Origin of the sequence: Phycobacter azelaicus, assembly GCF_014884385.1 — a bacterium.
GTDB classification, from domain to species: Bacteria; Pseudomonadota; Alphaproteobacteria; order Rhodobacterales; family Rhodobacteraceae; genus Phycobacter; species Phycobacter azelaicus.
In genome coordinates, this window is the sequence record NZ_WKFH01000003.1 from 1,891,615 (window position 1) to 1,914,659 (window position 23,045).

Below are 23,045 nucleotides of genomic sequence, written 5' to 3' on the forward strand. Positions count from 1 at the left end.
TCGGGCTTAATGCAGGCGGGCTACGACGTAGTCGGCAAGGTTATATAGCATCTTGCGGATCGGTTGATCCGGGAGGGAGCTGAGCGCCGCTTTTGCCTTGTCGGCCCAGGCAATTGCATCGCGACGCGTCGCGTCGAGCGTGCCGTATTTGTTCATCAGCTCAAGAGCATGCTCCAGATCGCCGTCTTGCTGGCGGCCCTTTTCTATCGTCCGGGTCCAGAAAGCGCGTTCCTCATCTGTTGCCTGCGCGACCGCCTTGATCACGGGCAGGGTCAGCTTGCGCTCGCGGAAATCATCCCCGACGTTCTTGCCTGTGGCCTTGCTGTCCCCCTGATAATCCAGAAGGTCATCGGCGATCTGGAAGGCGATCCCCAGTGCATCCCCGTAGTCGAAAAGCGCCTTGACCTTGGCCTCTTCGACACCGGCGATCACGCCACCAACCTCGGTTGCTGCGGAGAACAGCGCGGCGGTTTTACCGCGCACCACTTGTAGATAGATGGCCTCATCGGTCTTGAGGTCGGTTGCTGCAGTCATCTGCAACACTTCGCCCTCTGCGATGGTGGCCGACGCATTGGCAAGGATGTCCAGCACGCGCAGCGATCCCGTTTCGACCATCAACTGGAAGCTGCGGGCAAAGAGATAGTCCCCAACCAAAACCGAGCTTTTGTTGTCCCACAGAAGGTTGGCCGTCGGGCGGCCCCGACGCTGGCCGCTTTCATCGACCACGTCATCGTGCAGCAATGTTGCCGTGTGAATGAATTCCACCGTGGCGGCAAGCTTTACATGGTTGTCGCCCTCGTAGCCACACAGGCGCGCGGCAGCCAGTGTCAGCATGGGCCGCAGGCGTTTGCCGCCTGCCTCGACCAGATGCGCGGTCACCTCGGGGATGCGGGGCGCATGCTCAGACGCCATGCGTGTACGGATCAGACTGTTTACCGCCGCCATTTCCTCGCTGAGGGTGGCTGCCAGCATCTCATGCGGCTTTTGCATTGTCACTTGGTCCATTGCATTCTCGGCTTTCACGCTCGACAAGGTAGTGCCCTTGCTCTTAGATCCATCCCCATGAAGGAACTTCTGCGCAGCACCGATCCAACCGTCCTGGCCTTTGCCTCCGCCCTTCTTGAGGGTGAGGATATAGACTGCTTTCATGTGGACGTAAATATGAGCGTCCTCACTGGAGGGATCGGGGCGATCCCGCAAAGGCTGCTGGTCCATCCGGATGATTACGACCCGGCGCTGAAGGTTCTGCTGGACAACCAGATCCCATTGGGACGATGAGCGCGTTTACTGATAGCGATCTGACCTGCAACGACTTTCTGGGAGGGCGGGTGCGGCTTTTGCAGCCCTTAAGAGGTTACCGCGCTGGTGTGGATCCGGTTCTTCTTGCAGCCAGCGTAGAGGCAGATCACGGCGACAGCGTGCTCGAACTGGGCTGCGGCGCAGGGCAGGCGCTCTTGTGTCTTGGTGCGCGCATCAAGAACCTGTCCTTGACCGGAGTGGAAGTGCAGGGCGCCTACGCAGACCTGGCGCGTCGCAATGCCGCGCTAAACGCGCAGGAGCTTGAGATCTTCGAGGCGGATTTGTCAGCGCTCCCCGCTGACTTGCGACAGCGCCAGTTTGCCCATGTCATTGCCAACCCGCCCTATTATCGCGCAGGCGCCCATAGTCAGGCCGAGGATGCAGGGCGTCGAGTTGCGCTGGGAGAGGAGACGCCTTTGGAGGAATGGATCGCTATTGCCGCCAAACGGCTGGCCCCGCGCGGCTACCTCCACATGATCCAGCGGGCGGACCGGCTGGCGGACATGCTGAAGGCCTGTGACGGGCGGCTCGGCTCGATCGAAGTGCTGCCCCTTGCCCCGCGGCAGGAGCGGGCGGCAGAACTGGTGATCCTGCGCGCGCGCAAGGGAGGCAAAGCAGCCTTCCGCCTTCATGCGCCGCTTGTCCTGCACGAAGGGGTGCGCCACGAGCGGGACGGGGAGAGTTACACCTCCGAGATCTCTGCTGTCTTGCGGCACGGCGCGCCGCTCCCCTGGCCATCAGCGCGGTGATTGAGCGAAAATGCGGCTCTGACACCTGTGATCCGGGATTTCGCAGCCGCGCGAATGTGGGTATGTGACCCACGGCTTTCAAGCATATGCCGACCGTTTTGCGCCTGCGTTGCGCCTTTATTGCCGATGTTCGGTGCCGATTTTGGCGGTCTTTGGCTGATGCGACAATTTGATGACAAAACCGTGCGTCTGCAGCGTGACAGATTCGATTTCTTGTGCTCCACTCAAATTGTCTTGCACCGTGCAGGACGTATCTTGCTCAAAAAGGAGGAACGGCATGAGCCTAAGCTCGCATCTGACTGAACTGAAGAAGAAGCACGAGCACCTCAGCATGGAAGTTGAACAAGCCCAACGCGCACCCGGCGCTGACGGTCTTCAAGTCGCGGCCATGAAAAAGCAGAAACTCAAACTCAAGGAAGAGATCGAACGACTTTCGGTCGCTGAACTGGCCCACTGAGCCATCCGTCCCGGTAATGAACCGGGGAATATTACCAAAGGCGGCGCCTGTGTGCGCTGCCACATACCTCGGAATGACCCAAGACCGGGCTGCCGAACCTCGGCAGCCCTTTTGTACTCCATAGCGTCAGGTGGGCTAGGCTTTTGCGCTGCTGCGTGCGGCCAGCGCGGCGCCGGCGGTGATCAGCAGGGCTGCGATGGCCAGGGACCATGTCGGGGCGGCGACCCCACAGACAACGAGGATCACCGTCGAGAGAAGCGGCGCCGCATAAGAGCTGGTGCCCAAAAGCTGGATGTCCCCCTTCTTGACACCAATATCCCAGACGTAGAAGGCCAGCCCAACCGGCCCGAGCCCGAGCCCGATGGCGGAGAGCCAACCGATGGCGCCATCCGGCCAGACCGTTTCTTCCAGCGCAAAATGCATGCCCCACGATAAGACCGCAGTCGCTAGGCAAAAGACGGCGACAGAGGCCGTTGGCGCATTGCCCAAACGACGAGACAGGACAGAGTAGCTGGACCAGGTGAGAGCGCAAAGAAAGGCAAGCCCGTAGCCCGGCAAATACTGCGTGTCGATACCGGTTGCACCGCCCCCAAGGATCGTGGCCGCCCCGGCAAAGGCCAACAGCGCCCCGATCAGATGCCCCAGACGCAGACGCTCACCTGGCAAGAGGCCGGAGAACAGGACGATCAGCAGCGGCCAAAGATAAGCGATCAGCCCTGCCTCGGCAGCGGGGGCGAGCCGCAGTGCCGAGAAATAAAGGGCGTGATAGCCAAAAAGCCCCAATGTGCCAAAAAGGTAGACGCGCAAAGGCACGTAGCGCAGTTCTTGCAACCCGCCGCTCAGCAAGGTCCAGGCAAGGCCGATGGAGCCGCCGATGGAAAAGCAGATCGCATTCAGCAGGAGGGGAGGTGCAGGCGCCGTGCCGACGGTGAAAAGGGCCAGCAGTGCCCACAAGAGAACCGCCACAAATCCAATCGCGGTGGCCCGGCCTTGCGCGCGGGCATCGGGGGGGCTGGCAGTCATTTCAGGGAGATCTCTTCCACGGGGATAATCTCGAAACCTTCCGACACATAAGAAGTTTTTTCAATCTCTCCCATGAACCAATCGCGAAATGCCTTGATCTGGGGGCGATCCTCGGTGCCCTTCGCGCAGACAAAGCGAAACCGGCCCTGGATCCCGATGGCCGTCTTGAAAGGTGCCACCAGGCGGCCTGCATGGAGGTCGGTAACAATGACAGCCCTGCGTCCAAGGGCGACACCAACGCCTGCTAGGGCCGCGTCAACCGCGTGGTCCGCCTGCGAGAAGTGGGCACCGTGGGAAGGGGCGAAATCAATACCCTGGCTGGCGAACCAGGCGGGCCAGTCACAGGGCGGCGTGATGAAGTGCAGGGATTCGTCGAACAGGAGCGGCGCCTCTGTCAGGCTTTCCGGCGTGGTGTATTTTTCCGCCAGCTCCGGCGTCATGACCGGCGTCAGCCATTCATTGCGCAGCGGCAGGGACCACAGCCCTTCGTCGGGACCGAGGCCGAAGCGGATCGCCACGTCCACCTCGTCGCGGTCAAAGTCCATCATCCGGAGGGTGGCGGAGAAGCGAAGATCAATTTCAGGATGGGCGCGGGCGAACTCATAGAGCCTGGGCGCCAACCATTTTGCCGTAAAAGCTGGGCCGGCTGTCACGGTGAGGGTGCTGTTGTCCTGCAGACGGCGGGTTGCACGCCAGGCATCGCCCAGTATTTCAAAGCCTTCGGCGGCGCCTGGGGCCAGGGTGCGTCCGGCCTCTGTCAGTTCGACCGCGCGGTTGAGGCGGCGGAACAGCGGCTCGCCCAAATGCTCTTCGAGCGATTTGATCTGGAAGGACAGTGCGGCGGGCGTCACGTTCAATTCCTCTGCCGCCTTGGCAAAAGACATGTGGCGGGCAGCGGCATCAAAGGCACGCAGGGCGGTCAAGGGAGGCAGACGATCTGGCATAGCCACATAAGTAATACTTAACTGAACGGATGAAAAGTCTCGTTTGTAAGCTGTCTTCCGGTAGCTCATATTCAGATCAGGTTAACGATGTTGATCCGAAACGGAGGTTTGCAAGATGGAATATACAGCCAACGCAGATATCAAACTGGCCATGCAGCGCGCCCACGCGGAACGCGGTCAGGTTCTGAAGTCCTTCTGGGCGCGGCTGTTTCGCCGCAGCAAACCCAGCTTGGTTCACGCTGGAGTTTCCCGCTGGGCATAGCGCGCATGTCCTTACGGGATTTGAAAAGGGCCGGTCCTGATGGACCGGCCCTTGTTCTTTTTGGCACCTGCGGCCTGGGATCAGACGAAGAACTGACCGCCGTTGGCCGAAATGGTCGAGCCGTTGATAAATCCTGCATCGTCAGAGGCCAGGAAGGTCACGCAGCGCGCGATTTCCTCGGGCTCGCCCAGACGTCCGGTCGGGATCTGGCCGATGATCGATTCGCGAACCTTTTCCGGCACCGCCATCACCATTTCGGTGGCAATGTAGCCGGGGCAGATCGCGTTTGCAGTGATGCCTGCACGGGCGCCTTCCTGCGCTAGGGACTTCACGATGCCCAGATCGCCGGCCTTTGTTGCGGCATAGTTCACCTGGGCGAACTGTCCTTTCTGCCCGTTGATCGAGGAGATCACGATGATGCGGCCGAACTTGCGCTCGCGCATGCCGGGCCACACCGGGTGAATGGTGTTGAACACGCCGGTGAGGTTTGTGTCGATCACCTGGTGCCACTGCTCGGGGGTCATCTTGTGAAAGGGCGCATCGCGGGTGATGCCAGCATTGGCGACGACCACATCGATTGGGCCCAGATCTGCTTCGACCTTTTCGATGCCGGCCTTGCTTTCATCGTAGTCGCCAACGTTCCACTTGTAGGTCTGGATGCCGGTTTCTTCGGTGAACTTGGCCGCGGCTTCGTCATTGCCGGCATAGGTGGCCGCGACGTTATAGCCTTGGGCTTTCAGCGCCTTGGAAATTGCTGCGCCGATGCCGCGGGAGCCGCCGGTGACGAGTGCAGTACGTGCCATTGAGTTTTCCTCCAGTGATTCATTTGCTTGGTAATCTTGCTACATGTGAGGCCGATTATGCGCAACAATATTTCGCGGCAAATTTTTGCTGCGGTGCCGCATAAATTGTCGCACCCCTACAAACCTCTGAAGCATAAAAGAAAAGGGCGCCACAGTGACGCCCTTTGTTATGTCAGGTTTTGCGCTGCAATTACGGGCGCTCCACGCACATGGCGACGCCCATGCCGCCGCCGATGCAGAGGGTCGCGAGGCCCTTCTTTGCGCCCCGCCGCTTCATCTCGAACAGAAGTGTGTTCAGCACCCGGCAGCCCGAGGCGCCGATGGGGTGGCCGATGGCGATGGCGCCGCCGTTGACGTTGACGATCTCGGGATCCCAGCCCATTTCCTTGTTCACGGCGCAGGCCTGCGCTGCAAAGGCTTCATTGGCTTCGACCAGATCCAGGTCCGATGCGCTCCAGCCGGCCTTTTCCAGCGCCTTGCGCGACGCGTAGATTGGGCCGACACCCATGATCGAGGGATCGAGACCGGCGGTCGCGTAAGAGGCGATCCGCGCCAGCGGCTCGATGCCGCGCTTCTCGGCTTCATCCGCGCTCATCAGAAGGGTGGCGGCGGCGCCGTCGTTGAGACCCGAAGCGTTGGCTGCGGTGACCGAGCCGTCCTTGGTGAAGGCCGGGCGCAGTTTCTGCATCGCTTCGATGGTGGCGCCGTGGCGGATGTATTCATCGCTGTCCACCACGATGTCGCCTTTGCGGGTCTTCACGGTGAAGGGGGTGATCTCGTCGGCGAATTTGCCAGCCTTCTGTGCCGCTTCGGCCTTGTTTTGGCTGGCGACGGCGAATTCGTCTTGCTGATCGCGGGAGATCTGCCACTTTTCGGCGACATTCTCGGCGGTCTGACCCATGTGATAGCCGTTGAAGGCGTCCCACAGACCATCGCGGATCATGGTGTCGATGTATTTCATGTCGCCCATCTTGTGGCCGGCGCGCAGGTGGGCCGCATGGGGGCTGAGGGTCATGTTCTCCTGACCACCTGCACAGACGATGGAGGCGTCCCCCAACTGGATGTGCTGAGCGCCAAGGGCGACGGCGCGCAGGCCCGAGCCGCAGACCTGGTTGATACCCCAGGCAGCGCTTTCGATCGGTAGGCCGGCGTTGATGTGAGCCTGGCGGGCAGGGTTCTGGCCCTGAGCCGCAGTCAGTACCTGCCCGAGAATAGTTTCCGAAATCTCGCTCTTGTCCACACCGGCACGGGCGACGACGGCTTCCAATACTGCAGCCCCCAGATCGTGGGCCGGGGTATTGGCGAATGCGCCGCCAAAGCTTCCCACGGCGGTCCGCGCGGCGGATGCGATTACAACATTGGTCATTGATATGGGTCCTCTGCCATCAAATGTACGTGGGACAGTCCTGCCAGCGCGGATAACGTTGAAATCAAAACACCGCGATAGCGACCTTCCCTCCCTTAGTCCCGGGCAGGCATAGCGTATTGCTGCACCTGCAGCAATCGACAGGGTGTCTCAGGGGTTGAAGGGAAGTCAACCGTCAGACATGCAAAAAGCCACCGTTTGGTGGCTTTGAAGCTGGAGCGAGAAGGCTGCCCCGTATTCAGGCGCGGCTGCGCTCTTTCAGCTCTTCCAGCCAGGGGGGGCTGACCGTGGGCGCTCCAAAGAGGAAGCCTTGCATGCAGTCCACACCGATGGACACCAGAAATTGCGCATCGACCTCGGATTCGACCGACTCGGCCACCACCAGCATATCGAACTGTTTGGCGATCCCAACCAGCGCGCATGTAACCGCCTGATTGTCGGCGTTCTCGCTGATGCCGCGAATGAATTGCCCGTCGATCTTGACCGCATCGAAAAAGAAGTTGCGGAAGTGGCCGATAGCTGTCGTGCCGGCGCCAAAGTTGTCGAGCGCAAAGGCGATGCCGTGCTTTTGCATCCGCTGCATGAAGTCGATGACCAACTCCGGAGTGGCAATTGCCGAAGCCTCCGAGATTTCAAGGATCAACCGCTCGCCGATGGTTTCATCCTTTTTCAGGAAGCGGTTCAGCACATCCATCCAGCGTCCATAGCCGATGGAGCGGGCTGACATGTTAACCGAAAGGCGGATCTGCGGTGATTTCGCCAGGGCCCTCAGGCCGTGCTGCAGGGCCAGGCAGTCAAGGGCGCGCCCGATTTCGGTCTCTTCCACGACCCCCATGAATTCGCGTGCGGGTATGACGCGGCCGGTTGGGTCCAGAACCCGGATATAGCCTTCGTAGAATGCTGTTTGGTGGGGCGGCATGGCCTGCATCACCGGTTGGAAGGCCAACATGGTTTGATCGTGTTTCACCGCCTCCGCGACCATGTCGAGGGTCGAGCGGTCGCGCGATGCGACGGCCGCGCTCAGCGGGTTCTCGGCACCTTCCGGCATGTCCGCCTTTTTCCAGCGTCTTTTGTTCACCGTGATTCCCTCGGCTTGTCCTGTGCAAAAGCATGTAAACTATGCGTTGGTTCTCACTGTCGGGCAAAAGGGTGAACTGAGGTTTAAGGTTCCAATTTTATTGAAATTGCCTGCGTGGACACAGGTGCTCCGGGCGGTATTGGGTCAGGAGGCGTCGGCAGGTGTTTCAAAGCCCGGTGTGCCCCTGTCCTGTGGATTGCGGGCCAGGTGCTTGGCCTTGATCTCTTCGCTGGTATCTCGGCTTCCGTCGTGGCTGTAGCCGGGCGGGGCAACCGCGTAGAGCAGGCGCTGTTTCAGGGAGAGGCCCGGCTGGGCCATATCACGAAAGATGCCGACCCATTCATGAAAGGCGACGCGCAGCGGGTTGAAGGTGCCAATATTATGCACAAGCCCGTAATCCACGCGGTCATTCTCCTGCTCGGGGACGAAGGTTCCGAAAATCTTGTCCCAGATGATGAAGACGCCGGCATAGTTGCAATCCAGATAACGCGGGTTGCGCCCGTGGTGCGCACGGTGGTGGCTGGGCGTGTTCATCACGGCCTCGAACCAGCGGGGCATCTTGCCGATTGCCTCGGTATGGATCCAGAACTGGTAGACAAGGTTGATGCCGCCTACGAACAGCACCAGCGCCGGGTGAAAGCCCATCAGCACCAAAGGCGCGCGGACCACCATCATGAAGGTGAAGGTGCCGGTCCAGGTCTGCCGCAAGGCGGTTGTCAGGTTATAGTGCTGACTTGAGTGATGGTTCACATGGCTGGCCCAGACCCAGCGCACCCTGTGGCCAAAGCGATGCACCCAGTAGTACCGCAGATCATCCAGCACAAAACAGGCGAGGATCGCCCAGATCGATGTGCCCATGTCCAGCGGGGTGACCCGCCACAAGAGCATGAAGAATCCCCATGCGATGAACCCCAGAAGGATCCCCGAGGCCACACTGCCTGCCCCCATAATCAGCGAGGTGAGCGCATCGCGCGTCTCGTAACGCCCGCCGCGCCCCTTGATGGCAATCCAGATGAACTCGGCCAGGATCGCGGCAATGAAGAAGGGCACCGCATATTGGGTAACGTCAGGGTATGAGATCGGATCACTCATGGTGGGGCTCCGTCAGGGGGATGTCATAAGCTGTTGCCAGCGCGCGCGCTCGGGCGGCGCAAGGGTCAGGGAAACACCAGGCGTGCCGAAGTCATGAAACTCCAGCCGCAGCCCGTCTTTGGTCTCCATCACGTCAAAATCAATGAGATGACGCGCCACGGTGTCGGCGCCGAAGGACCACAGCAGGCCGGTCGCCACAGACGTCTGGACCAGCGCCGCATGGCGATCTTCCGAGACCATCACCTGACGCACTTCGTCATCGGGGAAATGCCGGTGCCAGGCCACGCGTGCATCCTCGGCTGACAGAACGGTTTGGGCCGAGCGGCCGGTCAAATGCAAGATCAGCGCAACGAGGCTGACCCCGCCGACAACCATGATCAGCAGTATTTCCAGTGGCATGTCGTCCTCCCTGTGGGCAGAATGAAACTGTCAGCAGGGACCTGTCAAAGGTTGCGTAGGGGAAGGCGTGTTGCAAGGCTCCTCCGCTAGCGGAGAGGTGGGCCCTCGACCCAACTGACAAGACTCCAGCGCGTTCCGGCTGTAACCGGCGTGACCCTATGAAGCACCCAAGATGGGAATACCGCAACAGATCCACGTTTTCGGGGCAGGGCAAGAGCGTCGCTTTCGGCGCGGAAGAGCTCGAGATGCCCGCCTTCGTATTCGGCGGGATTGCTCAGTTGGATACAAACTGACAGTTTGCGTTTGGATGTCGCTGCGGGCCCTATGTCCTGATGCCAGTCATAGCCCTGCGTCATGGAGTAGCGTCCAAGCTGCATCGGGCGGATATAGCCGAAAAGATCATAGCGAAACTCTTTGTCGTTTACTTCGGCAACCAGGGCCGCAACTTTCTGGAACAGAGGATAGCTCACCTCGTCCGGCTGGAGCCAGTAGAGGTCAGTACTGCGGCGATGCTCATCCCGCTCACCCCAAGACATGCGGCTTTCATCCAGTGCAAGTTTCTGATGGCGTTCGATGATCCAGTCGCACTCCGCATCGGTCAGGAAGTCTTCGACAAAGACGTGGTCCAGCGGGCGCAGCTTCTGTGGCTGCAAAGCACGGGCCTTGAAGATCCATTCGTACTCCGGTTCATCAAAACGAGTGTTCGCCGCATGGAGCGCCGCGATGGCCTCTTCCGGGCTGTCGAGCCCCCCAAAGCGAACATCATCGCCGGGTATTGGCGGATCCGGTGGACTTGGCGGCGGTGTGGGCGTCGGCGTCGGGGGCGCAGGAGGCGCAGGCGTAGGAGGAGGTGCCGGAGGCTGAGGTGGCGGCGGCGGTGTGGGCGGATTGGGCCCGACCGGCGGGTTAACCGGGATCGGTCCCGGAGGAGGTGGCACTGGGATTGGTCCCGGAGGTGGTGGTACCGGAATCGGCCCGGGTGGCGAAGGAACCGGAATGGGCCCACGCGGAGGCGGGTTGATCGGAATGGGACCCCGTGGCGGACTGGGCGTGGGCCCCACCGGGGTCGGAGGTGCAACCGGGATGGGCGCCGGTGGCCAGATTGGCGGGGATAACGGTGGAAAGAAGGGGTGTGGGTCAGACCCTACCGAAGGTGGAGAGCCGGGCCAGTTCCCGGGAATCCTGCCAGGATACCCGCCTAGACCGGGGAACTGACCACGTCCGGGCCGCCGACCCATGACACGTACCAGCATTTGCTCCAGGTTTTCGCCCGTTGGTCTGCTTGGCATGGCTGCCTCCCCGTTATTCATGTCTCGGAAGGCTACGGTATCGCTTTCGCCGCTGGCAACCTTGTAGTTGAGGCTGTTCTCCTCAGTTGGTTGCTTCGCTGTCGATCAAAGCCTTTACAATTGCCTTGGCACTGTCAGAATTCCACTCCGCATCCCCCAGAAGGCGCGCGACCTCCTCGCCTTCGCGGTTGATCAAAACGGTGATGGGCAGGCCGATCACTGCCATGGTGCGGGCCAGCGCCTGTTTGGGGTCGGTGTGGCGGGGCAGGTTGGTGATGCCGTTTTCCTCGAAGAACTTGACGATGCCCGCAGGCGTGTTGCGTCCGGTGGCGATGGTCAGGACCTCGAAATCGTCACCGCCGAATTCCTCCTGCAGCTCGGCGATCTGCGGCATTTCCTTGCGACAGGGCGCGCACCAAGTGGCCCAGAAGTTCAGGAGCACGATCTTGCCCTTGTAATCGGCCAATTTGGCCGTTCCGCCCTCGTCCTCCAGAAAGAACTCGGCATCCGACACGGGCCGGGGTTCGCTGTGGACGACGAGGCGTTTCAGGCTGTCCGCGCGCAAGGATTCCAGCGTTGCGACATCGGCGGCGACGGCGGCATTTGCACCCAAGCTCAGGGCCATATAAAGGGTGAGGTGACGAAACAGACGCATGTTATCTCCGGGGTTCAGCCATGACAGATCAATCCTCAAACCAGATGTGGGGCGGCCGCTTTGCCGCTGGCCCTGACGCGATCATGGAGGCAATTAATGCCTCGATCGGGTTTGACAAGCGTATGGCGGCCCAGGACATCGCGGGCTCAAGGGCCCATGCAGCGATGCTGGCCGCAACAGGCGTCATTACGGATAACGACGCCGAGGCCATTCAGGAAGGTCTGCTCACGGTCTTGTCAGAGATTGAAAGCGGCAGCTTCCAGTTCTCGACCGCGCTCGAAGACATCCACATGAACGTGGAGGCGCGCCTGAAAGAAATCATCGGAGAGCCTGCGGGGCGTTTACACACGGGCCGCAGCCGCAACGATCAGGTGGCGACCGATTTCAAACTCTGGGTGCGCGATCAGTTCGATGCGGCCGAAAGCGGCCTTCTGGCTCTGATCCGCGCCCTTCTATCACAGGCCGAGGCGGGCGCGGACTGGGTGATGCCCGGTTTCACCCACCTTCAGACGGCGCAGCCCGTGACCTGGGGCCATCATATGATGGCCTATGTGGAAATGTTTGGCCGCGATCTGTCGCGCGTGCGTGATGCCCGCGCCCGGATGAACGAAAGCCCCCTGGGGGCAGCGGCGCTGGCGGGCACCTCCTTCCCCATCGATCGCGATATGACGGCACAGGCGCTGGGCTTTGACCGTCCTGCCGCGAACTCGCTCGATGCCGTATCGGACCGCGACTTTGCGCTGGAATTCCTCAGCGTTGCCTCGATCTGCGCGGTGCATCTGTCCCGCTTTGCCGAAGAATTGGTGATCTGGTCCTCGGCACAGTTCCGCTTCGTGACCCTGTCCGACCGCTTCTCGACCGGCTCCTCCATCATGCCGCAGAAGAAAAACCCCGACGCGGCCGAGCTGATCCGTGCCAAGGTGGGCCGCATCTACGGCGCCAACACCGCGCTGATGATGGTGATGAAAGGCCTGCCGCTGGCCTATTCCAAGGACATGCAGGAAGACAAGGAGCAGGTCTTTGACGCCGCCGACAACTGGATGCTGGCCCTGGCGGCAATGGAGGGCATGGTGAAAGACATGACCGCCAACCGCGAGTCGCTCGCGGCGGCTGCCGGATCGGGTTTCTCGACCGCGACGGATCTTGCCGACTGGCTGGTTCGGGTGCTGAAGGTGCCCTTCCGCGATGCTCACCATGTGACCGGCACCCTCGTTGCCATGGCCGAAAGCCGTGGCTGCGATCTGCCGGATCTGAGCCTTGAGGACATGCAGGGCGTCCACGCCGGGATCACCGAGGATATCTTCACCGTTTTGGGCGTCGAGAATTCGGTCAATTCGCGCATGTCCTACGGCGGAACTGCGCCTGCACAGGTGCGAGCGCAGATCGCGCGTTGGACCGAGGCGCTGGCAGGCTGACTACCGCTGTCAGCAAGTTCCTGCCACAGCATATGCGGCGCGGCGCTTGTGATTGCGGTCCGCGCCGCCCATACTCCAAGCACATATTCAGAGGATTGATCCCAATGCGCCTTTCCCTTCTCGGTCTGTTCGCCGCGACGACCCTTGCCGCCTGCGGTGTGGATGGAGAACCCGTGCGCCCCGCGCTCAATGCAGGGGTGTCGGTGTCAAACAGTGGCGTTCATGCGGGCGGCAGCGTTGGCGTTCAGAAAGGCCCATTTAACATCCTTCTGGGCTTCTAGACGCGGTGCCGTTTGTTCCACATGCTTTGCATCGGCATACTTCGGTTTGCCGACAGGTGGCGAAAGGCCACCCGGTAGAGACGCGCCAGCCCAAGCAATACGCAGCGCGCCTGGCCCTCGTTTTGGCTTTTGGTGTTCTCGCAGCCTGCGAACCGCTGGGGTATAATTCCGCGCCGCGGCCATCAGGGTCGGTCCACTCTACAACCGGGATCACGGTGTCGGGTACCGCGCGGGTCGGGGTATCTATCGGGAGGTAACGGCGGCCATATCCGCCGACGCGGAGTCAGAACAAAGTGACTTGAAGTGATGGCTGAGCGAACGCTCCCCGTGGCAAGGGCCGATGGCATCCTCTCGGCAGGATGTGAGGAAGAACTCAAAAGGCCCCCAGATGTGCCGGGGGGCGAATCTTTTCATGAACGAGAGCGCCGCGCGACCCACCCACAGGGGAAGGTGGGTTATCTTTGAACGGCGATCGAGGGCAAGAAACGCAAGGTCGGCGATCTGATCAAGGCTGAGGATCTGAGGCCCGCCGATCTCAATGTCTTTGGCATCCGCCTCGAGACCGTCAAGAATGGCCGCTGCCAGGTCGCTCCCGTCGATGGGATTGATACGCACCGACCCATTGCCGATCAGCCACACGCGCCCTCGTTTGGCCATCTCGAGGATTGCTTCCATGTCAGAGAAAAAGCCGTTTGGACGGATCACGCAGGTCTCCAGCGGCGCGGTCTGCAACGTGGCGACGAACCGCGCCTTGGCCGCGACTAGGTCCGAAGCCGGGGTGCCGCGCGTGAGGACGTGCACATAGGCAAAACGCTTGACCCCGGCCTCAACGGCCTCTCGCAGCAGGTTGAGATTAGCCTGATAGTCCACATCCATATAGCTGAGCCGGTCCGTCTGGCGGGTCAGGCCCAGGGCCGAGATCACCATATCCACGCCTTGCATGATACCGTCCAGAGTGGCTGGAGCCGTGGCCTCAGCTTCGATCTGCTCAACGCTCCCGGGCAGTCCCGAGGTGTCCGATCCGGGGCGCACCAGCGCCTTTACCTCATAGCCCCGTGACAGCAGCTCGGCGACGATCCGGCGCCCCAGATAGCCTGTTGCACCGGCTACAAATGCCGTCTTGATATCCTGTGCCATTGCTGTAAATCCACTTTTGACCAATTGATCAATTTTGATGGGGCGTACTTAGGGTTTGCTTTGCTGACCCGCAAGTCATTTAACTGTCCGGTTGGCTCAACCCTGATATGCAGAGCGTGCATTTTCGCTGGAAGGACTGGCCGTGCCCAAGATAGTCGACAAGGACAAGATGCGGGCGCAGATCCTTCAGGCAGCCATGATGTGCTTTGCGCAGAAGGGCTATCATGCCACCAAGATGACAGATGTTGCGCGGGCCGCCGGATTGGCCAAGGGCACGTTGTATCTTTACTTCTCCAGTAAAGATGAACTCATCCTGACCTTGGTGCAGTCCTACTTTGATCAGATCCGGGAAGAGATCACAGTGCAGCCTGTGCCGCCTAGCCTTGAGGCGTATCTGGCCATACTTCACAGCACTGTCGGCCTTGAGCAGCGCGAAATGACCGCATTGGTCTTTGAGATCCTGGGGCCGGGGTTCACCGATCCGCGCGCAGAGCAGATCATTGGCGGTTTTTTCGACTGGCTTGCCGGGCATTGGGGGCGTCAGTTCGAGAAGCTGGCGTCGACAGGGCAGATCCGCTGCGATCGTGATCCGGTGGCATTGGCGCGGGCCGTGATTGCCATGCTGGACGGCCTTTTTCTGCACCTGACGGTCTTTGCCCCGGACGAGCCCCTTGCCGTTGCGCGGCGAGAAGCGGCGCTGACACTGATTGCATCCGGGCTCAAGGGCTGAGCCGAGGCCGTGACCCAGGCGACAATTCCATTGATCCGCCGCCCTCTTTTGGTCTAATCGCCAAGTCATGGATCATTTTCTTTATCGCGATGGCGCGCTCTGTGCCGAGGACGTGCCGGTGGCCGAAATTGCAGCCGCCGTGGGCACGCCTTTCTACGTCTACTCCACCGCTACACTGCTGCGGCACTTCCGCCTGTTCGATGAGGCGCTGGAGGGCACCGATCATCTGGTCTGCTACGCGATGAAGGCGGCCAGCAATCAGGCCATCCTCAGGACGCTGGCGCAGGCAGGGGCGGGCATGGATGTGGTCAGCCAGGGTGAATACCTGCGCGCCAGGGCCGCGGGCGTGCCGGGGGATCGCATCGTCTTTTCCGGGGTGGGCAAGACGGCGGATGAAATCCGCTGCGCGCTATCCGGCGGGATCCGCCAGTTCAACGTGGAATCCGAGCCCGAGATGGAGGTGATCAACGCCGTCGCGCTTGAGCTGGGCACCCGCGCGCCCATCACCATCCGCATCAACCCGGATGTGGACGCCAAGACACACGCCAAGATCGCCACCGGAAAGTCTGAAAACAAGTTCGGAATTCCGATCTCGCGGGCCAGCGAGGTCTATGCCCATGCCGCCAGCCTTCCAGGACTTGAGGTGATCGGGATCGACGTGCACATCGGCTCACAGCTGACCGAACTGGCCCCGTTTGAGGCGGCTTATCGCAAGGTGGCAGAACTGACAGAGACCCTGCGCGCCGAAGGTCATGACATTCGCCGCCTCGATCTGGGCGGCGGTCTAGGCATCCCCTACACCCGCTCCAATGAAGCACCGCCGCTGCCGGTTGAATATGGCGCGCTGATCAAGCAGACCCTTGGCCACCTTGGCTGCGAGATCGAGATCGAACCGGGCCGCCTTATCGCTGGCAATGCCGGACTGATGGTCAGCAAGGTCATCTACGTCAAGTCCGGCGAGGGGCGTGACTTTCTGATTGTTGATGGCGCCATGAACGACCTGATCCGCCCCGCCATGTATGAGGCGCATCACGACATCGTTCCGGTGATCGAGCCTGCGCCCGGCATCGAGAGCCAGCCCTATGATATCGTCGGCCCGGTTTGCGAGACAGGTGATACCTTTGCCAAGCAGCGCGAGATGCCGCCGCTGAACGCTGGGGATCTGATTGCCTTTCGCAGCGCCGGCGCCTACGGCGCGGTCATGGCAAGCGAGTATAATTCCCGACCTCTGATCCCCGAGGTTCTGGTGCATGGGGATCAATTTGCGGTTATCCGCCGACGTCCGACCTTTGACGAAATGATAAACCGCGATACCATCCCAGAATGGCTCTGACCGCTGCAGCGGGATGTTTGCGGTTGGGGCTGCTCCGCAACCGCGCCCGCATGGGTGAGAATGAGGCATTGCCCTTATGGCCGCACATGACTCTGCATTCGCAAACTCTGATCCACGCCTGACACCGTTGCGCTGGCCTCTGCGGCTGACGCGCGTCGGCCTGGTCGCAGAACAGCTGTTGCGCGCCTTCTGGCCCGCGGCCTCGGTGCTTATGGCGGTTCTCGCTGTGGTGATGCTGGGGCTGCAAGATGAAATGCCGGTGGAACTGGTGTGGTCCGGGGCTGTACTCAGCCTGCTTGGGCTCTGCGCGGCGCTGATCTGGGGCCTGCGGCGGTTTTCCTGGCCGAGCCAGAGCGATGCCCTGATCCGTCTGGATGCGACCCTGCCGGGTCGGCCTGTCAGCGCTTTGTTGGATGCGCAGGCGATTGGCGCCTCGGATCCGGCCTCAATTGCCTTGTGGCAGGCCCACCAGAGCAGGATGGCGGCGGCAGCTGCCGATGCCCGCGCTCCGGCCCCGAATCTCAGAATTGCTGCGGCGGATCCCTTCGCGCTGCGCTACATGGCGCTGCTTGCACTGGTTGTTGCGCTGGTCTTTGGCTCCCTGTGGCGGGTGGGGAGTCTGTCCAGCATGACCCCCGGCGCGGCCTCTGCCATGAGCGGCCCGACCTGGGAAGGCTGGATTGCGCCGCCCCGCTACACTGGCTTGCCGGTTCTTTATCTGAACGACCAGCCTGAAGGCGCTTTGACCCTGCCCGAAGGCAGCCGGATCACGCTGCGGTTTTATGGAGAGATCGGCGCGCTCAGCCTCGATGAGACCCTCTCGGCCAGAACTGGCGAGGTGCCCCCGGCGACGGACCCCGAACAGGAGTTCGATGTTGCCAAAGGCGGCAGGCTGGCCATCGAAGGGCAGGGCGGACGCAGTTGGGATGTGACCCTCGCCCCGGATGCGCCCCCGGTGATCGCGGTGGCAGGCCCGCCCGAGATGGGATCTGACGGCGCCTTGTCCCTGCCGTATGCAGCGCAGGACGATTACGGAGTCATCGGGGGGACCGTGCGAATTTCCCTCGATCTTCTGGCGCTTGAGCGTCAGCATGGCCTGAGCGCCGATCCAGACCCACGCGAGGATATCCTCCTTGACCTGCCGCTGCCATTGACTGGAAGCCGCCAGGACTTTACCGAAAACCTGATCGAGGATTTTGCCCAGCATCCGTGGGCCAACATGCCGGTGACCTTCACCTTCACGGCCCGTGACGCGGCGGCCCAAAGCGGCAGTTCGGCACCCTTTGGCGGAGCGCTGACGGCGCGGCGCTTTTTTGATCCGCTTGCGGCCTCCGTGGCCGAGCAGCGTCGCGATCTTCTGTGGGCCCGGACGAACGGTGCGCGGGTGGTCCAGATCTTGCGTGCCCTGTCCCATCGCCCTGATGAGGTGTTCCGCGATGCGGGTAGCTATCTGCGCCTGCGCGGCATCCTGCGGCGGCTCGAAAGCTATGTGGCGGCAGGCTTGACACCTCCCCAGCAGGACGAGATAGCCGAGGCCCTGTGGGACCTGGCCGTAACACTGGAAGAGGGCGATGTGGGCGACGCGCTGGAACGGATGCGCCGCGCCCAGGAACGCCTCAGCCAGGCGATGCGTGAAGGCGCCAGTGATCAGGAAATTGCGCGCCTGATGCAGGAGTTGCGCGAGGCAACGGATGATTACCTGCGCCAATTGCAGCGGCAGGCCCAGCAGGACGGCGAAATGGGCGAGTCGGGCGAGATGTCCGAAAACACGATGCAGCTCAGCCAGGATGATCTGCAGGCAATGATGGACCGTATTCAGGAACTGATGGAACAGGGCCGCATGGCCGAGGCCGAACAAGCCCTGCGCGAATTCCAGCAGATGATGCAAAACATGCGCATGGCCCAGGGCCAACAGGGCCAAGGCGGTGGCAGTGAGGGTCGCGAGGCTATGGAGGGTCTGGCGGAGACCTTGCGCGAACAGCAAGGCTTGTCGGATCAGGCGTTCCGTGACTTGCAGGAGCAGTTCAACGGCGACGCTCAGCGCGGCGAAAGCCAGGGCAACGAGGGGCGCAACGGCGGACAAGGCCGTGGTCAGAGCCATGAAGGGTCAGGTGGTTCCGGGCAGGCGGGAGATCCGTCTGGGCAGGGACAGGGCGGCTCCGAGCGGGGAGAGGATGGTCAAAGCCTTGCCGATCGCCAGCAGGCCTTGCGCAATGAACTGGAGCGCCAACAAGGTGCGCTGCCATTTGGCGGCGAAGAGGGCCGCGATGCCCGCGATGCGCTGGATCGCGCAGGCCGCGCCATGGAAGGCGCCGAAGAGGCTCTGCGTCAGGGTGATCTGGCTGAGGCAATCGACCAGCAGTCCGACGCGATGGAGGCTCTGCGCGAAGGCATGCGGTCTCTTGGTGAGGCTATGGCACAGCGTCAGCAGCCGGGTCAGAATCAGGGACAGGGCGAAGCCCAGCCGAATGCCTCAGCAAGCGGAATTGACCCGCTCGGGCGCAGCACCGGCATTGACGAGGGGCGGACCGGCGCCGTTCCGGATCAAGGCTCGGCACATGGGCGTGCGTGGCAACTGCTAGAAGAAATCCGCCGCCGCTCGGAGGATCGAAGCCGTAGCGAGGAAGAACGCGGCTATCTTCAGCGACTTTTCGACAGGTTCTAGGCTGTAGCGGTAGAAAAAAAGCGTGCTGGGAGGATAGGGGCGTGCTCCAGATCAGAGCTGCGGCGCCTGTAGGGCCTTGACCTGTGCATCCAGCCAAATACGCGCCTGATCGACCCAAGTGACAAAGGCGCTGAGATAGGGATCCGCCTGCGGCATGGTTTGAGCGATTTGCCCTGCGTTGGTGTAGATCATCAGGAGCAGCAGAAACAGCAGGATCGTCAGGGCAAACCCGCGGGCAAACCCGTTTTTGCGCGGGGGTTCGACCTCTTCAGTTTCAGACTGAGCGGCAGCAACTGTGTCACCTGCGCGCAGGGTTGAATTGATCTCTTCGATATCAGGCAGCATATCGCGCCGCTGACCGCTTTCCTCGGCTGCGAGTTGCCGGGGATCCTGCCCCTGAAGCCGCGCCATGCGATCTTTGACCTGGCGCGCCCGCAGGGCGCTTTCGCTTTCGGACAGATCGTCAAGGCCAAGGTTCGGCTGACTCTCGAGCCCCTGGGCAGCAGCAGAGGCGGCCGCCGCGGCGCGCAGGCTCGCCTCGCGCTCTGCCTCTTCGCGCAGAATATCCGACAGGGCCGGATCAAGGCCACGTTGCGGGCGGGCAGTAGCCTCGAGCTGTGGTTCTGGTTCGGCCAGTTCAGGCGCTGGCTCGGCGTCTGGCTCGCGGTCAGGTGTTGCGTCTTCGTCCTCTGTTTGCGGTTGGGACGAGACCTGTTCTGATTGGCCTTCTTGGGCCAGCGGAGCCTCGCCTTCAGGCTCGGCGGCGGCAGGCTCCGCTGTCGCTTGTGTCTGCGCAGTTTCGCTTCCGCCTTCAAACCATGTGGTGCCGCAGTTCGAACATTGCACATCCCGTCCCTCGTCCGGAATGACGTCATCCGGCACTTCGTACTGGGCGGCGCAATTCGGACATGTCAGGCGCATTCAGGGACTCCTTGGCTCCGGAACCCGCCGGAAGCCATATGGCATTATTTCCAAACGATCATATGCAGTTCCGGGGTCTCAAGAAAGGGGCAATTGCAATCTGGCCAAAGTCTTGGAGATCGAAGGGACGCAGCCAAAGCGCCACGGACCATTGAAACTGGCGGTGCTCTGGGGCAAAACGAGCGGGCAAAAGCTGGGGGCCGCCGTGATCGAGCTGGACAATCTGGGCTACAATTATGGCGGCGGAGAGCTGCTGAGCGGTGTGTCGGTGAAACTGGCACCGGGCTCCTTCCATTTCCTCACCGGGCCATCCGGGGCGGGCAAGACCACACTCATGAAGCTGTGCTACGGGGCCCTGACGCCAACCTCAGGGCGGGTGCGTGCCTTCAACATGGACGTCAAGGGGCTTGACCGGGATCAGATGGCTCTGCTCCGGCGCCGCGTTGGCGTTGTGCACCAGGATTGCCGGTTTCTGGATCATCTTCCGGTCATCGAGAATATTGCCCTCCCGTTGACCGTTTCGGGGCGCGATCTGGCGCAGGAAGAGGCAAACCTACGCGAGCTTTTGAACTGGGTCGGTCTTGCGGATCGGTCCGATGCCCTGCCGCCGGAACTGTCGGGCGGGGAACGCCAGCGTGCGGCTCTGGCGCGCTCGGTCATTCTGTCGCCTGACGTGATCATCGCTGACGAGCCGACCGGCAATGTCGATTGGGAAATGTCCCAACGCCTGCTGCAGCTTTTGGTGGAGCTTAACCGTATGGGCAAGACCATCCTGGTGGCGACCCATGATCTGTCGCTGATTCGCGCCGCCAAGAACCAGGTACAGGCGCGGGTGCTCAGGATCTGGGACAGGCAGCTGCATCTTGCGGGGGCGGACCTATGAGCACGGACAGTCTTGGCGGGCGCCTGCGGGCGCTGATCATCGGGGATGCCCAGGCGGACAGGGTGGTGCCCCCCAGTGGGTTCACCGCGCAGCTGACGCTATTTGCTGCCGGTGCCATGGCCTTCCTTGCGGTCTTTGCGCTGGCACTGTCGCTTGCCTCAGGGCGGCTCGCAGATCGCTGGGCCGATGAACTGGCCCGTGCGGCCACCCTGCGTATCAATGCGCCAGCCGAACAGCGCACCGCACAGACCGAGGCGGCGCTCAAGATCCTGCGCCAGACGCCGGGAGTGGCCTCGGCCCGGGCCTTCACGGCCGAGGAACAGGCCGCCTTGCTGGCGCCATGGTTCGGAGCAGCCCTGCCGCTGGACGCCTTGCCCGTGCCGCAGCTGATCGAGGTGATCGAGGATGACCCGGGCTATGATGCGACGGGCCTGCGCCTGCGTCTTCAGGCCGAGGTGCCGGGGGCGGTGCTGGACGATCACACCCGCTGGCGCGAACCACTGGTGGATGCGGCGCGCTCCCTGCGGCTTTTGGCGGTGGTCTCGATCCTGCTGATCGCAGGTGCTATGGGGGCGATGATCACCCTGGCCGCCAACGCTGCCCTTGCGGCCAATGCCCAGGTTATCGAAGTTCTTCGCCTTGTTGGCGCGCAGGACGGCTATATCGCGCAGGCCTTCATCCGCCGCTTTACCCTGCGGGCCTTGAGCGGCGCTGCGGTTGGCATGGGATTTGGCATGCTCGGGGTCTGGCTGATGCCTGCTGCCTCGGATGAGGGCGGATTCCTGACTGGTCTTGGTTTTCAGGGCTTTGGCTGGCTTTTACCGCTGGCCATTCCGCTTCTCGGGGCGCTGGTCGCCTATATCGCCACCAGCCGCGCCGCCAAGAAACGCCTGGGAGATCTGACGTGAAAGACGCAATTCAATGGCTGCGTTCTCTGCTCTTTGTAGGGCAGATCTATTTGATGATGCCCCTCATCGGCCTTGCTTTTGCACCATGGGCGATCTTCAGCAAGCGTGGCGCCCGTGTCTGCTGCAAGACTTATTCGCGCTGGGTATTCTGGAGCGCGCGCTGGATGGTCGGCATCCGCTGCGAGGTGCGCGGCACGCCGCCCGAAGGTGAGGCGCTGATTGCGGCCAAGCATCAGTCGTTTCTGGACATCATGATGATCTTCACCGCACTGCCTACGGCCAAGTTCATCATGAAGAAGGAAATCCTGCGCACGCCGGTGATCGGCCAATACGCCAAGCTCTTGGACTGCGTGGCGGTAGATCGGGGCAAGCGGGGCGCTGCGATTCAGAAGATGGTGGAAGATGTCCATGCCGGTCGCCAGGAAGCCGGGCAACTGGTGATCTATTCGCAGGGCACCCGCGTCGCACCCGGCGTGAAGACCGAATACAAGGTCGGCACCGGCGTTCTTTATGAACAGCTGGATCAGACCTGCGTGCCGGTGGCCACCAATGTCGGCGTTCTGTGGCCCCGCAAGGGAATCATGCGCCGCCCCGGTGTCGCTATTGTGGAGTTTCTCGATCCGATTGAGCCGGGCATGGCGCGGCAGGAGTTCATGAAGGTATTGGAAGAACGGGTCGAAGAGCGATCCGATGCATTGATGCGCGAAGCGGGGTTTGATCCGGATGGAGTACATAGAAAAACTTGAAGATCTTGAGGCGCTTTACGGGACACCTGGAGCGCCTTCTTTAAGAAAGGTGGCGCGGCGGATGACGCCGCTTTATCGCAAGTGGATCATGGCTTCGCGGCTCTGCGTTCTGTCCACCGTTGGCCCGGAAGGTACCGACGCAAGCCCGCGCGGCGACAATGGCCCCTGTGTTCTGGAACTGGACCCCGGCACCCTTGCGCTGCCCGATTGGCGCGGCAACCAGCGGATCGATTCCCTGCGCAATATCGTGCGTGATCCGCGAGTGTCGCTTATGTTCTTCGTGCCCGGTTCAAACAACGTTGTGCGTCTCAATGGTCAGGCGCGGATCACCGCTGATGAAGCCCTGCGTGCCCGGTTCGACCGGCAGGGCAAACAGCCTGCTACGGTGCTGGTGATCGCCATCGACGAGATCTACAGCCAATGCGCCCGCGCCCTGATGCGGGCGGGAACCTGGACCGCAGGCGACCAGAGCGAAGGCCTGCCCAGCATGGGAGAGATTCTCGCCGAGCAGACGGGTGGCGAGGAAGGCGGCAAACCCTATGACGATGCCTGGGGTGCACGGGCCGCAAAGACCATGTGGTAGCGGATCATTCCTTTGAGCTGATACAAA

The 23,045-nt window shown here is 61.7% G+C and carries 25 protein-coding genes; 13 read left to right on the forward strand and 12 right to left on the reverse strand.

Features of this window, described 5'->3' with window-relative positions:
- Positions 1-6: 6 nt before the first annotated feature.
- On the reverse strand, positions 7-1,005 hold the full coding sequence (locus INS80_RS10215) for a polyprenyl synthetase family protein (RefSeq protein ID WP_192965533.1): 999 nt from the start codon (positions 1,003-1,005) through the stop codon (positions 7-9).
- 57 nt (positions 1,006-1,062) lie between these two features.
- Here INS80_RS10215 and INS80_RS10220 point away from each other — a divergent pair, with 57 nt between their 5' ends.
- From INS80_RS10220 to INS80_RS10230, 3 genes are all read left to right on the forward strand, one after another.
- Positions 1,063-1,278 carry a putative signal transducing protein gene (locus INS80_RS10220; protein WP_192965534.1) on the forward strand — a complete coding sequence of 72 codons (216 nt, stop codon included), beginning with the start codon at positions 1,063-1,065 and terminating at the stop codon, positions 1,276-1,278.
- The gene (locus tag INS80_RS10225; protein WP_192965535.1) at positions 1,275-2,048 is read left to right on the forward strand and encodes a tRNA1(Val) (adenine(37)-N6)-methyltransferase; all 774 of its coding nucleotides are present in this window, start codon (positions 1,275-1,277) and stop codon (positions 2,046-2,048) included. The genes INS80_RS10220 and INS80_RS10225 overlap by 4 nt, the downstream gene beginning before the upstream one ends.
- 277 nt (positions 2,049-2,325) lie before the next feature.
- The gene (locus INS80_RS10230; RefSeq protein WP_192965536.1) at positions 2,326-2,505 is read left to right on the forward strand and encodes a YdcH family protein; all 180 of its coding nucleotides are present in this window, start codon (positions 2,326-2,328) and stop codon (positions 2,503-2,505) included.
- 135 nt (positions 2,506-2,640) lie between these two features.
- Here INS80_RS10230 and yddG read toward each other — a convergent pair whose 3' ends face one another.
- A complete protein-coding gene (gene yddG / locus INS80_RS10235; protein WP_192965537.1) occupies positions 2,641-3,528 on the reverse strand; it encodes an aromatic amino acid exporter YddG in 888 nt (295 codons plus the stop codon).
- Entirely contained in the window at positions 3,525-4,472 is a 948-nt protein-coding gene (locus tag INS80_RS10240) for a transcriptional regulator GcvA (RefSeq protein WP_192965538.1), read from the reverse strand. Before INS80_RS10240 ends, yddG begins: the two co-directional genes overlap by 4 nt.
- A gap of 115 nt (positions 4,473-4,587) precedes the next feature.
- On the opposite strand from INS80_RS10240, the gene INS80_RS10245 reads away from it, so the two are divergent.
- Positions 4,588-4,734, forward strand: a complete 147-nt coding sequence (locus INS80_RS10245) for a hypothetical protein (protein WP_192965539.1) — start codon at positions 4,588-4,590, stop codon at positions 4,732-4,734.
- An 80-nt stretch (positions 4,735-4,814) separates the two neighbouring features.
- On the opposite strand, the gene phbB is transcribed toward INS80_RS10245, so the two are convergent.
- The 7 genes from phbB to INS80_RS10280 all read right to left on the reverse strand — a co-directional run bounded on the left by phbB (position 4,815) and on the right by INS80_RS10280 (position 11,416).
- On the reverse strand, positions 4,815-5,537 hold the full coding sequence (gene phbB, locus INS80_RS10250; RefSeq protein ID WP_192965540.1) for an acetoacetyl-CoA reductase: 723 nt from the start codon (positions 5,535-5,537) through the stop codon (positions 4,815-4,817).
- Between the two features lie 190 nt (positions 5,538-5,727).
- On the reverse strand, positions 5,728-6,903 hold the full coding sequence (locus INS80_RS10255) for an acetyl-CoA C-acetyltransferase (protein ID WP_192965541.1): 1,176 nt from the start codon (positions 6,901-6,903) through the stop codon (positions 5,728-5,730).
- Between the two features lie 238 nt (positions 6,904-7,141).
- On the reverse strand, positions 7,142-7,951 hold the full coding sequence (locus tag INS80_RS10260; RefSeq protein WP_192967249.1) for an EAL domain-containing protein: 810 nt from the start codon (positions 7,949-7,951) through the stop codon (positions 7,142-7,144).
- Positions 7,952-8,125: 174 nt separating this feature from the next.
- Positions 8,126-9,073, reverse strand: a complete 948-nt coding sequence (locus INS80_RS10265; protein WP_192965542.1) for a sterol desaturase family protein — start codon at positions 9,071-9,073, stop codon at positions 8,126-8,128.
- A 12-nt stretch (positions 9,074-9,085) separates the two neighbouring features.
- Entirely contained in the window at positions 9,086-9,472 is a 387-nt protein-coding gene (locus tag INS80_RS10270; protein ID WP_192965543.1) for a hypothetical protein, read from the reverse strand.
- 86 nt (positions 9,473-9,558) lie between these two features.
- Positions 9,559-10,410 carry a 2OG-Fe(II) oxygenase gene (locus INS80_RS19470; RefSeq protein WP_192965544.1) on the reverse strand — a complete coding sequence of 284 codons (852 nt, stop codon included), beginning with the start codon at positions 10,408-10,410 and terminating at the stop codon, positions 9,559-9,561.
- Between the two features lie 433 nt (positions 10,411-10,843).
- Positions 10,844-11,416, reverse strand: a complete 573-nt coding sequence (locus INS80_RS10280) for a TlpA disulfide reductase family protein (RefSeq protein ID WP_192965545.1) — start codon at positions 11,414-11,416, stop codon at positions 10,844-10,846.
- A 20-nt stretch (positions 11,417-11,436) separates the two neighbouring features.
- On the opposite strand from INS80_RS10280, the gene argH reads away from it, so the two are divergent.
- A complete protein-coding gene (gene argH, locus INS80_RS10285) occupies positions 11,437-12,831 on the forward strand; it encodes an argininosuccinate lyase (protein ID WP_192965546.1) in 1,395 nt (464 codons plus the stop codon).
- A gap of 104 nt (positions 12,832-12,935) precedes the next feature.
- Positions 12,936-13,112, forward strand: a complete 177-nt coding sequence (locus INS80_RS10290) for a hypothetical protein (protein WP_192965547.1) — start codon at positions 12,936-12,938, stop codon at positions 13,110-13,112.
- 243 nt (positions 13,113-13,355) lie between these two features.
- On the opposite strand, the gene INS80_RS10295 is transcribed toward INS80_RS10290, so the two are convergent.
- Positions 13,356-14,249, reverse strand: a complete 894-nt coding sequence (locus INS80_RS10295) for an SDR family oxidoreductase (protein ID WP_192965548.1) — start codon at positions 14,247-14,249, stop codon at positions 13,356-13,358.
- Positions 14,250-14,391: 142 nt separating this feature from the next.
- Here INS80_RS10295 and INS80_RS10300 point away from each other — a divergent pair, with 142 nt between their 5' ends.
- The 3 genes from INS80_RS10300 to INS80_RS10310 all read left to right on the forward strand — a co-directional run bounded on the left by INS80_RS10300 (position 14,392) and on the right by INS80_RS10310 (position 18,977).
- On the forward strand, positions 14,392-14,979 hold the full coding sequence (locus tag INS80_RS10300; protein WP_192965549.1) for a TetR/AcrR family transcriptional regulator: 588 nt from the start codon (positions 14,392-14,394) through the stop codon (positions 14,977-14,979).
- A gap of 67 nt (positions 14,980-15,046) precedes the next feature.
- Complete coding sequence (gene lysA, locus INS80_RS10305; protein ID WP_192965550.1) at positions 15,047-16,312, forward strand: diaminopimelate decarboxylase; 1,266 nt, start codon at positions 15,047-15,049, stop codon at positions 16,310-16,312.
- Positions 16,313-16,388: 76 nt separating this feature from the next.
- The gene (locus INS80_RS10310) at positions 16,389-18,977 is read left to right on the forward strand and encodes a TIGR02302 family protein (RefSeq protein WP_192965551.1); all 2,589 of its coding nucleotides are present in this window, start codon (positions 16,389-16,391) and stop codon (positions 18,975-18,977) included.
- 51 nt (positions 18,978-19,028) lie between these two features.
- Here INS80_RS10310 and INS80_RS10315 read toward each other — a convergent pair whose 3' ends face one another.
- Complete coding sequence (locus INS80_RS10315; protein WP_192965552.1) at positions 19,029-19,898, reverse strand: zinc-ribbon domain-containing protein; 870 nt, start codon at positions 19,896-19,898, stop codon at positions 19,029-19,031.
- Positions 19,899-20,103: 205 nt separating this feature from the next.
- Between INS80_RS10315 and INS80_RS10320 the strand changes: the two genes are divergently transcribed.
- From INS80_RS10320 to INS80_RS10335, 4 genes are read left to right on the forward strand one after another with little or no spacing between them, the layout of a single operon-like run.
- Entirely contained in the window at positions 20,104-20,781 is a 678-nt protein-coding gene (locus INS80_RS10320; RefSeq protein WP_192967250.1) for a cell division ATP-binding protein FtsE, read from the forward strand.
- Complete coding sequence (locus INS80_RS10325; RefSeq protein ID WP_192965553.1) at positions 20,778-21,689, forward strand: cell division protein FtsX; 912 nt, start codon at positions 20,778-20,780, stop codon at positions 21,687-21,689. Before INS80_RS10320 ends, INS80_RS10325 begins: the two co-directional genes overlap by 4 nt.
- Positions 21,686-22,435 carry a lysophospholipid acyltransferase family protein gene (locus INS80_RS10330; RefSeq protein ID WP_192965554.1) on the forward strand — a complete coding sequence of 250 codons (750 nt, stop codon included), beginning with the start codon at positions 21,686-21,688 and terminating at the stop codon, positions 22,433-22,435. Before INS80_RS10325 ends, INS80_RS10330 begins: the two co-directional genes overlap by 4 nt.
- Positions 22,413-23,018 (forward strand): pyridoxamine 5'-phosphate oxidase family protein, encoded by a 606-nt coding sequence (locus INS80_RS10335; protein ID WP_192965555.1) that lies wholly within the window; start codon positions 22,413-22,415, stop codon positions 23,016-23,018. The genes INS80_RS10330 and INS80_RS10335 overlap by 23 nt, the downstream gene beginning before the upstream one ends.
- Positions 23,019-23,045 lie beyond the last annotated feature (27 nt).

What these genes read in the sequence shown, in the direction of transcription:
- INS80_RS10215 (WP_192965533.1), bottom strand. Translation starts at nt 1,005, where the DNA reads ATGGACCAAGTGACAATGCAAAAGCCGCATGAGATGCTGGCAGCCACC.
- INS80_RS10220 (WP_192965534.1), top strand. Translation starts at nt 1,063, where the DNA reads ATGAAGGAACTTCTGCGCAGCACCGATCCAACCGTCCTGGCCTTTGCC.
- INS80_RS10225 (WP_192965535.1), top strand. Translation starts at nt 1,275, where the DNA reads ATGAGCGCGTTTACTGATAGCGATCTGACCTGCAACGACTTTCTGGGA.
- INS80_RS10230 (WP_192965536.1), top strand. Translation starts at nt 2,326, where the DNA reads ATGAGCCTAAGCTCGCATCTGACTGAACTGAAGAAGAAGCACGAGCAC.
- yddG (WP_192965537.1), bottom strand. Translation starts at nt 3,528, where the DNA reads ATGACTGCCAGCCCCCCCGATGCCCGCGCGCAAGGCCGGGCCACCGCG.
- INS80_RS10240 (WP_192965538.1), bottom strand. Translation starts at nt 4,472, where the DNA reads ATGCCAGATCGTCTGCCTCCCTTGACCGCCCTGCGTGCCTTTGATGCC.
- INS80_RS10245 (WP_192965539.1), top strand. Translation starts at nt 4,588, where the DNA reads ATGGAATATACAGCCAACGCAGATATCAAACTGGCCATGCAGCGCGCC.
- phbB (WP_192965540.1), bottom strand. Translation starts at nt 5,537, where the DNA reads ATGGCACGTACTGCACTCGTCACCGGCGGCTCCCGCGGCATCGGCGCA.
- INS80_RS10255 (WP_192965541.1), bottom strand. Translation starts at nt 6,903, where the DNA reads ATGACCAATGTTGTAATCGCATCCGCCGCGCGGACCGCCGTGGGAAGC.
- INS80_RS10260 (WP_192967249.1), bottom strand. Translation starts at nt 7,951, where the DNA reads ATGCCGGAAGGTGCCGAGAACCCGCTGAGCGCGGCCGTCGCATCGCGC.
- INS80_RS10265 (WP_192965542.1), bottom strand. Translation starts at nt 9,073, where the DNA reads ATGAGTGATCCGATCTCATACCCTGACGTTACCCAATATGCGGTGCCC.
- INS80_RS10270 (WP_192965543.1), bottom strand. Translation starts at nt 9,472, where the DNA reads ATGCCACTGGAAATACTGCTGATCATGGTTGTCGGCGGGGTCAGCCTC.
- INS80_RS10280 (WP_192965545.1), bottom strand. Translation starts at nt 11,416, where the DNA reads ATGCGTCTGTTTCGTCACCTCACCCTTTATATGGCCCTGAGCTTGGGT.
- argH (WP_192965546.1), top strand. Translation starts at nt 11,437, where the DNA reads ATGACAGATCAATCCTCAAACCAGATGTGGGGCGGCCGCTTTGCCGCT.
- INS80_RS10290 (WP_192965547.1), top strand. Translation starts at nt 12,936, where the DNA reads ATGCGCCTTTCCCTTCTCGGTCTGTTCGCCGCGACGACCCTTGCCGCC.
- INS80_RS10295 (WP_192965548.1), bottom strand. Translation starts at nt 14,249, where the DNA reads ATGGCACAGGATATCAAGACGGCATTTGTAGCCGGTGCAACAGGCTAT.
- lysA (WP_192965550.1), top strand. Translation starts at nt 15,047, where the DNA reads ATGGATCATTTTCTTTATCGCGATGGCGCGCTCTGTGCCGAGGACGTG.
- INS80_RS10310 (WP_192965551.1), top strand. Translation starts at nt 16,389, where the DNA reads ATGGCCGCACATGACTCTGCATTCGCAAACTCTGATCCACGCCTGACA.
- INS80_RS10315 (WP_192965552.1), bottom strand. Translation starts at nt 19,898, where the DNA reads ATGCGCCTGACATGTCCGAATTGCGCCGCCCAGTACGAAGTGCCGGAT.
- INS80_RS10325 (WP_192965553.1), top strand. Translation starts at nt 20,778, where the DNA reads ATGAGCACGGACAGTCTTGGCGGGCGCCTGCGGGCGCTGATCATCGGG.
- INS80_RS10335 (WP_192965555.1), top strand. Translation starts at nt 22,413, where the DNA reads ATGGAGTACATAGAAAAACTTGAAGATCTTGAGGCGCTTTACGGGACA.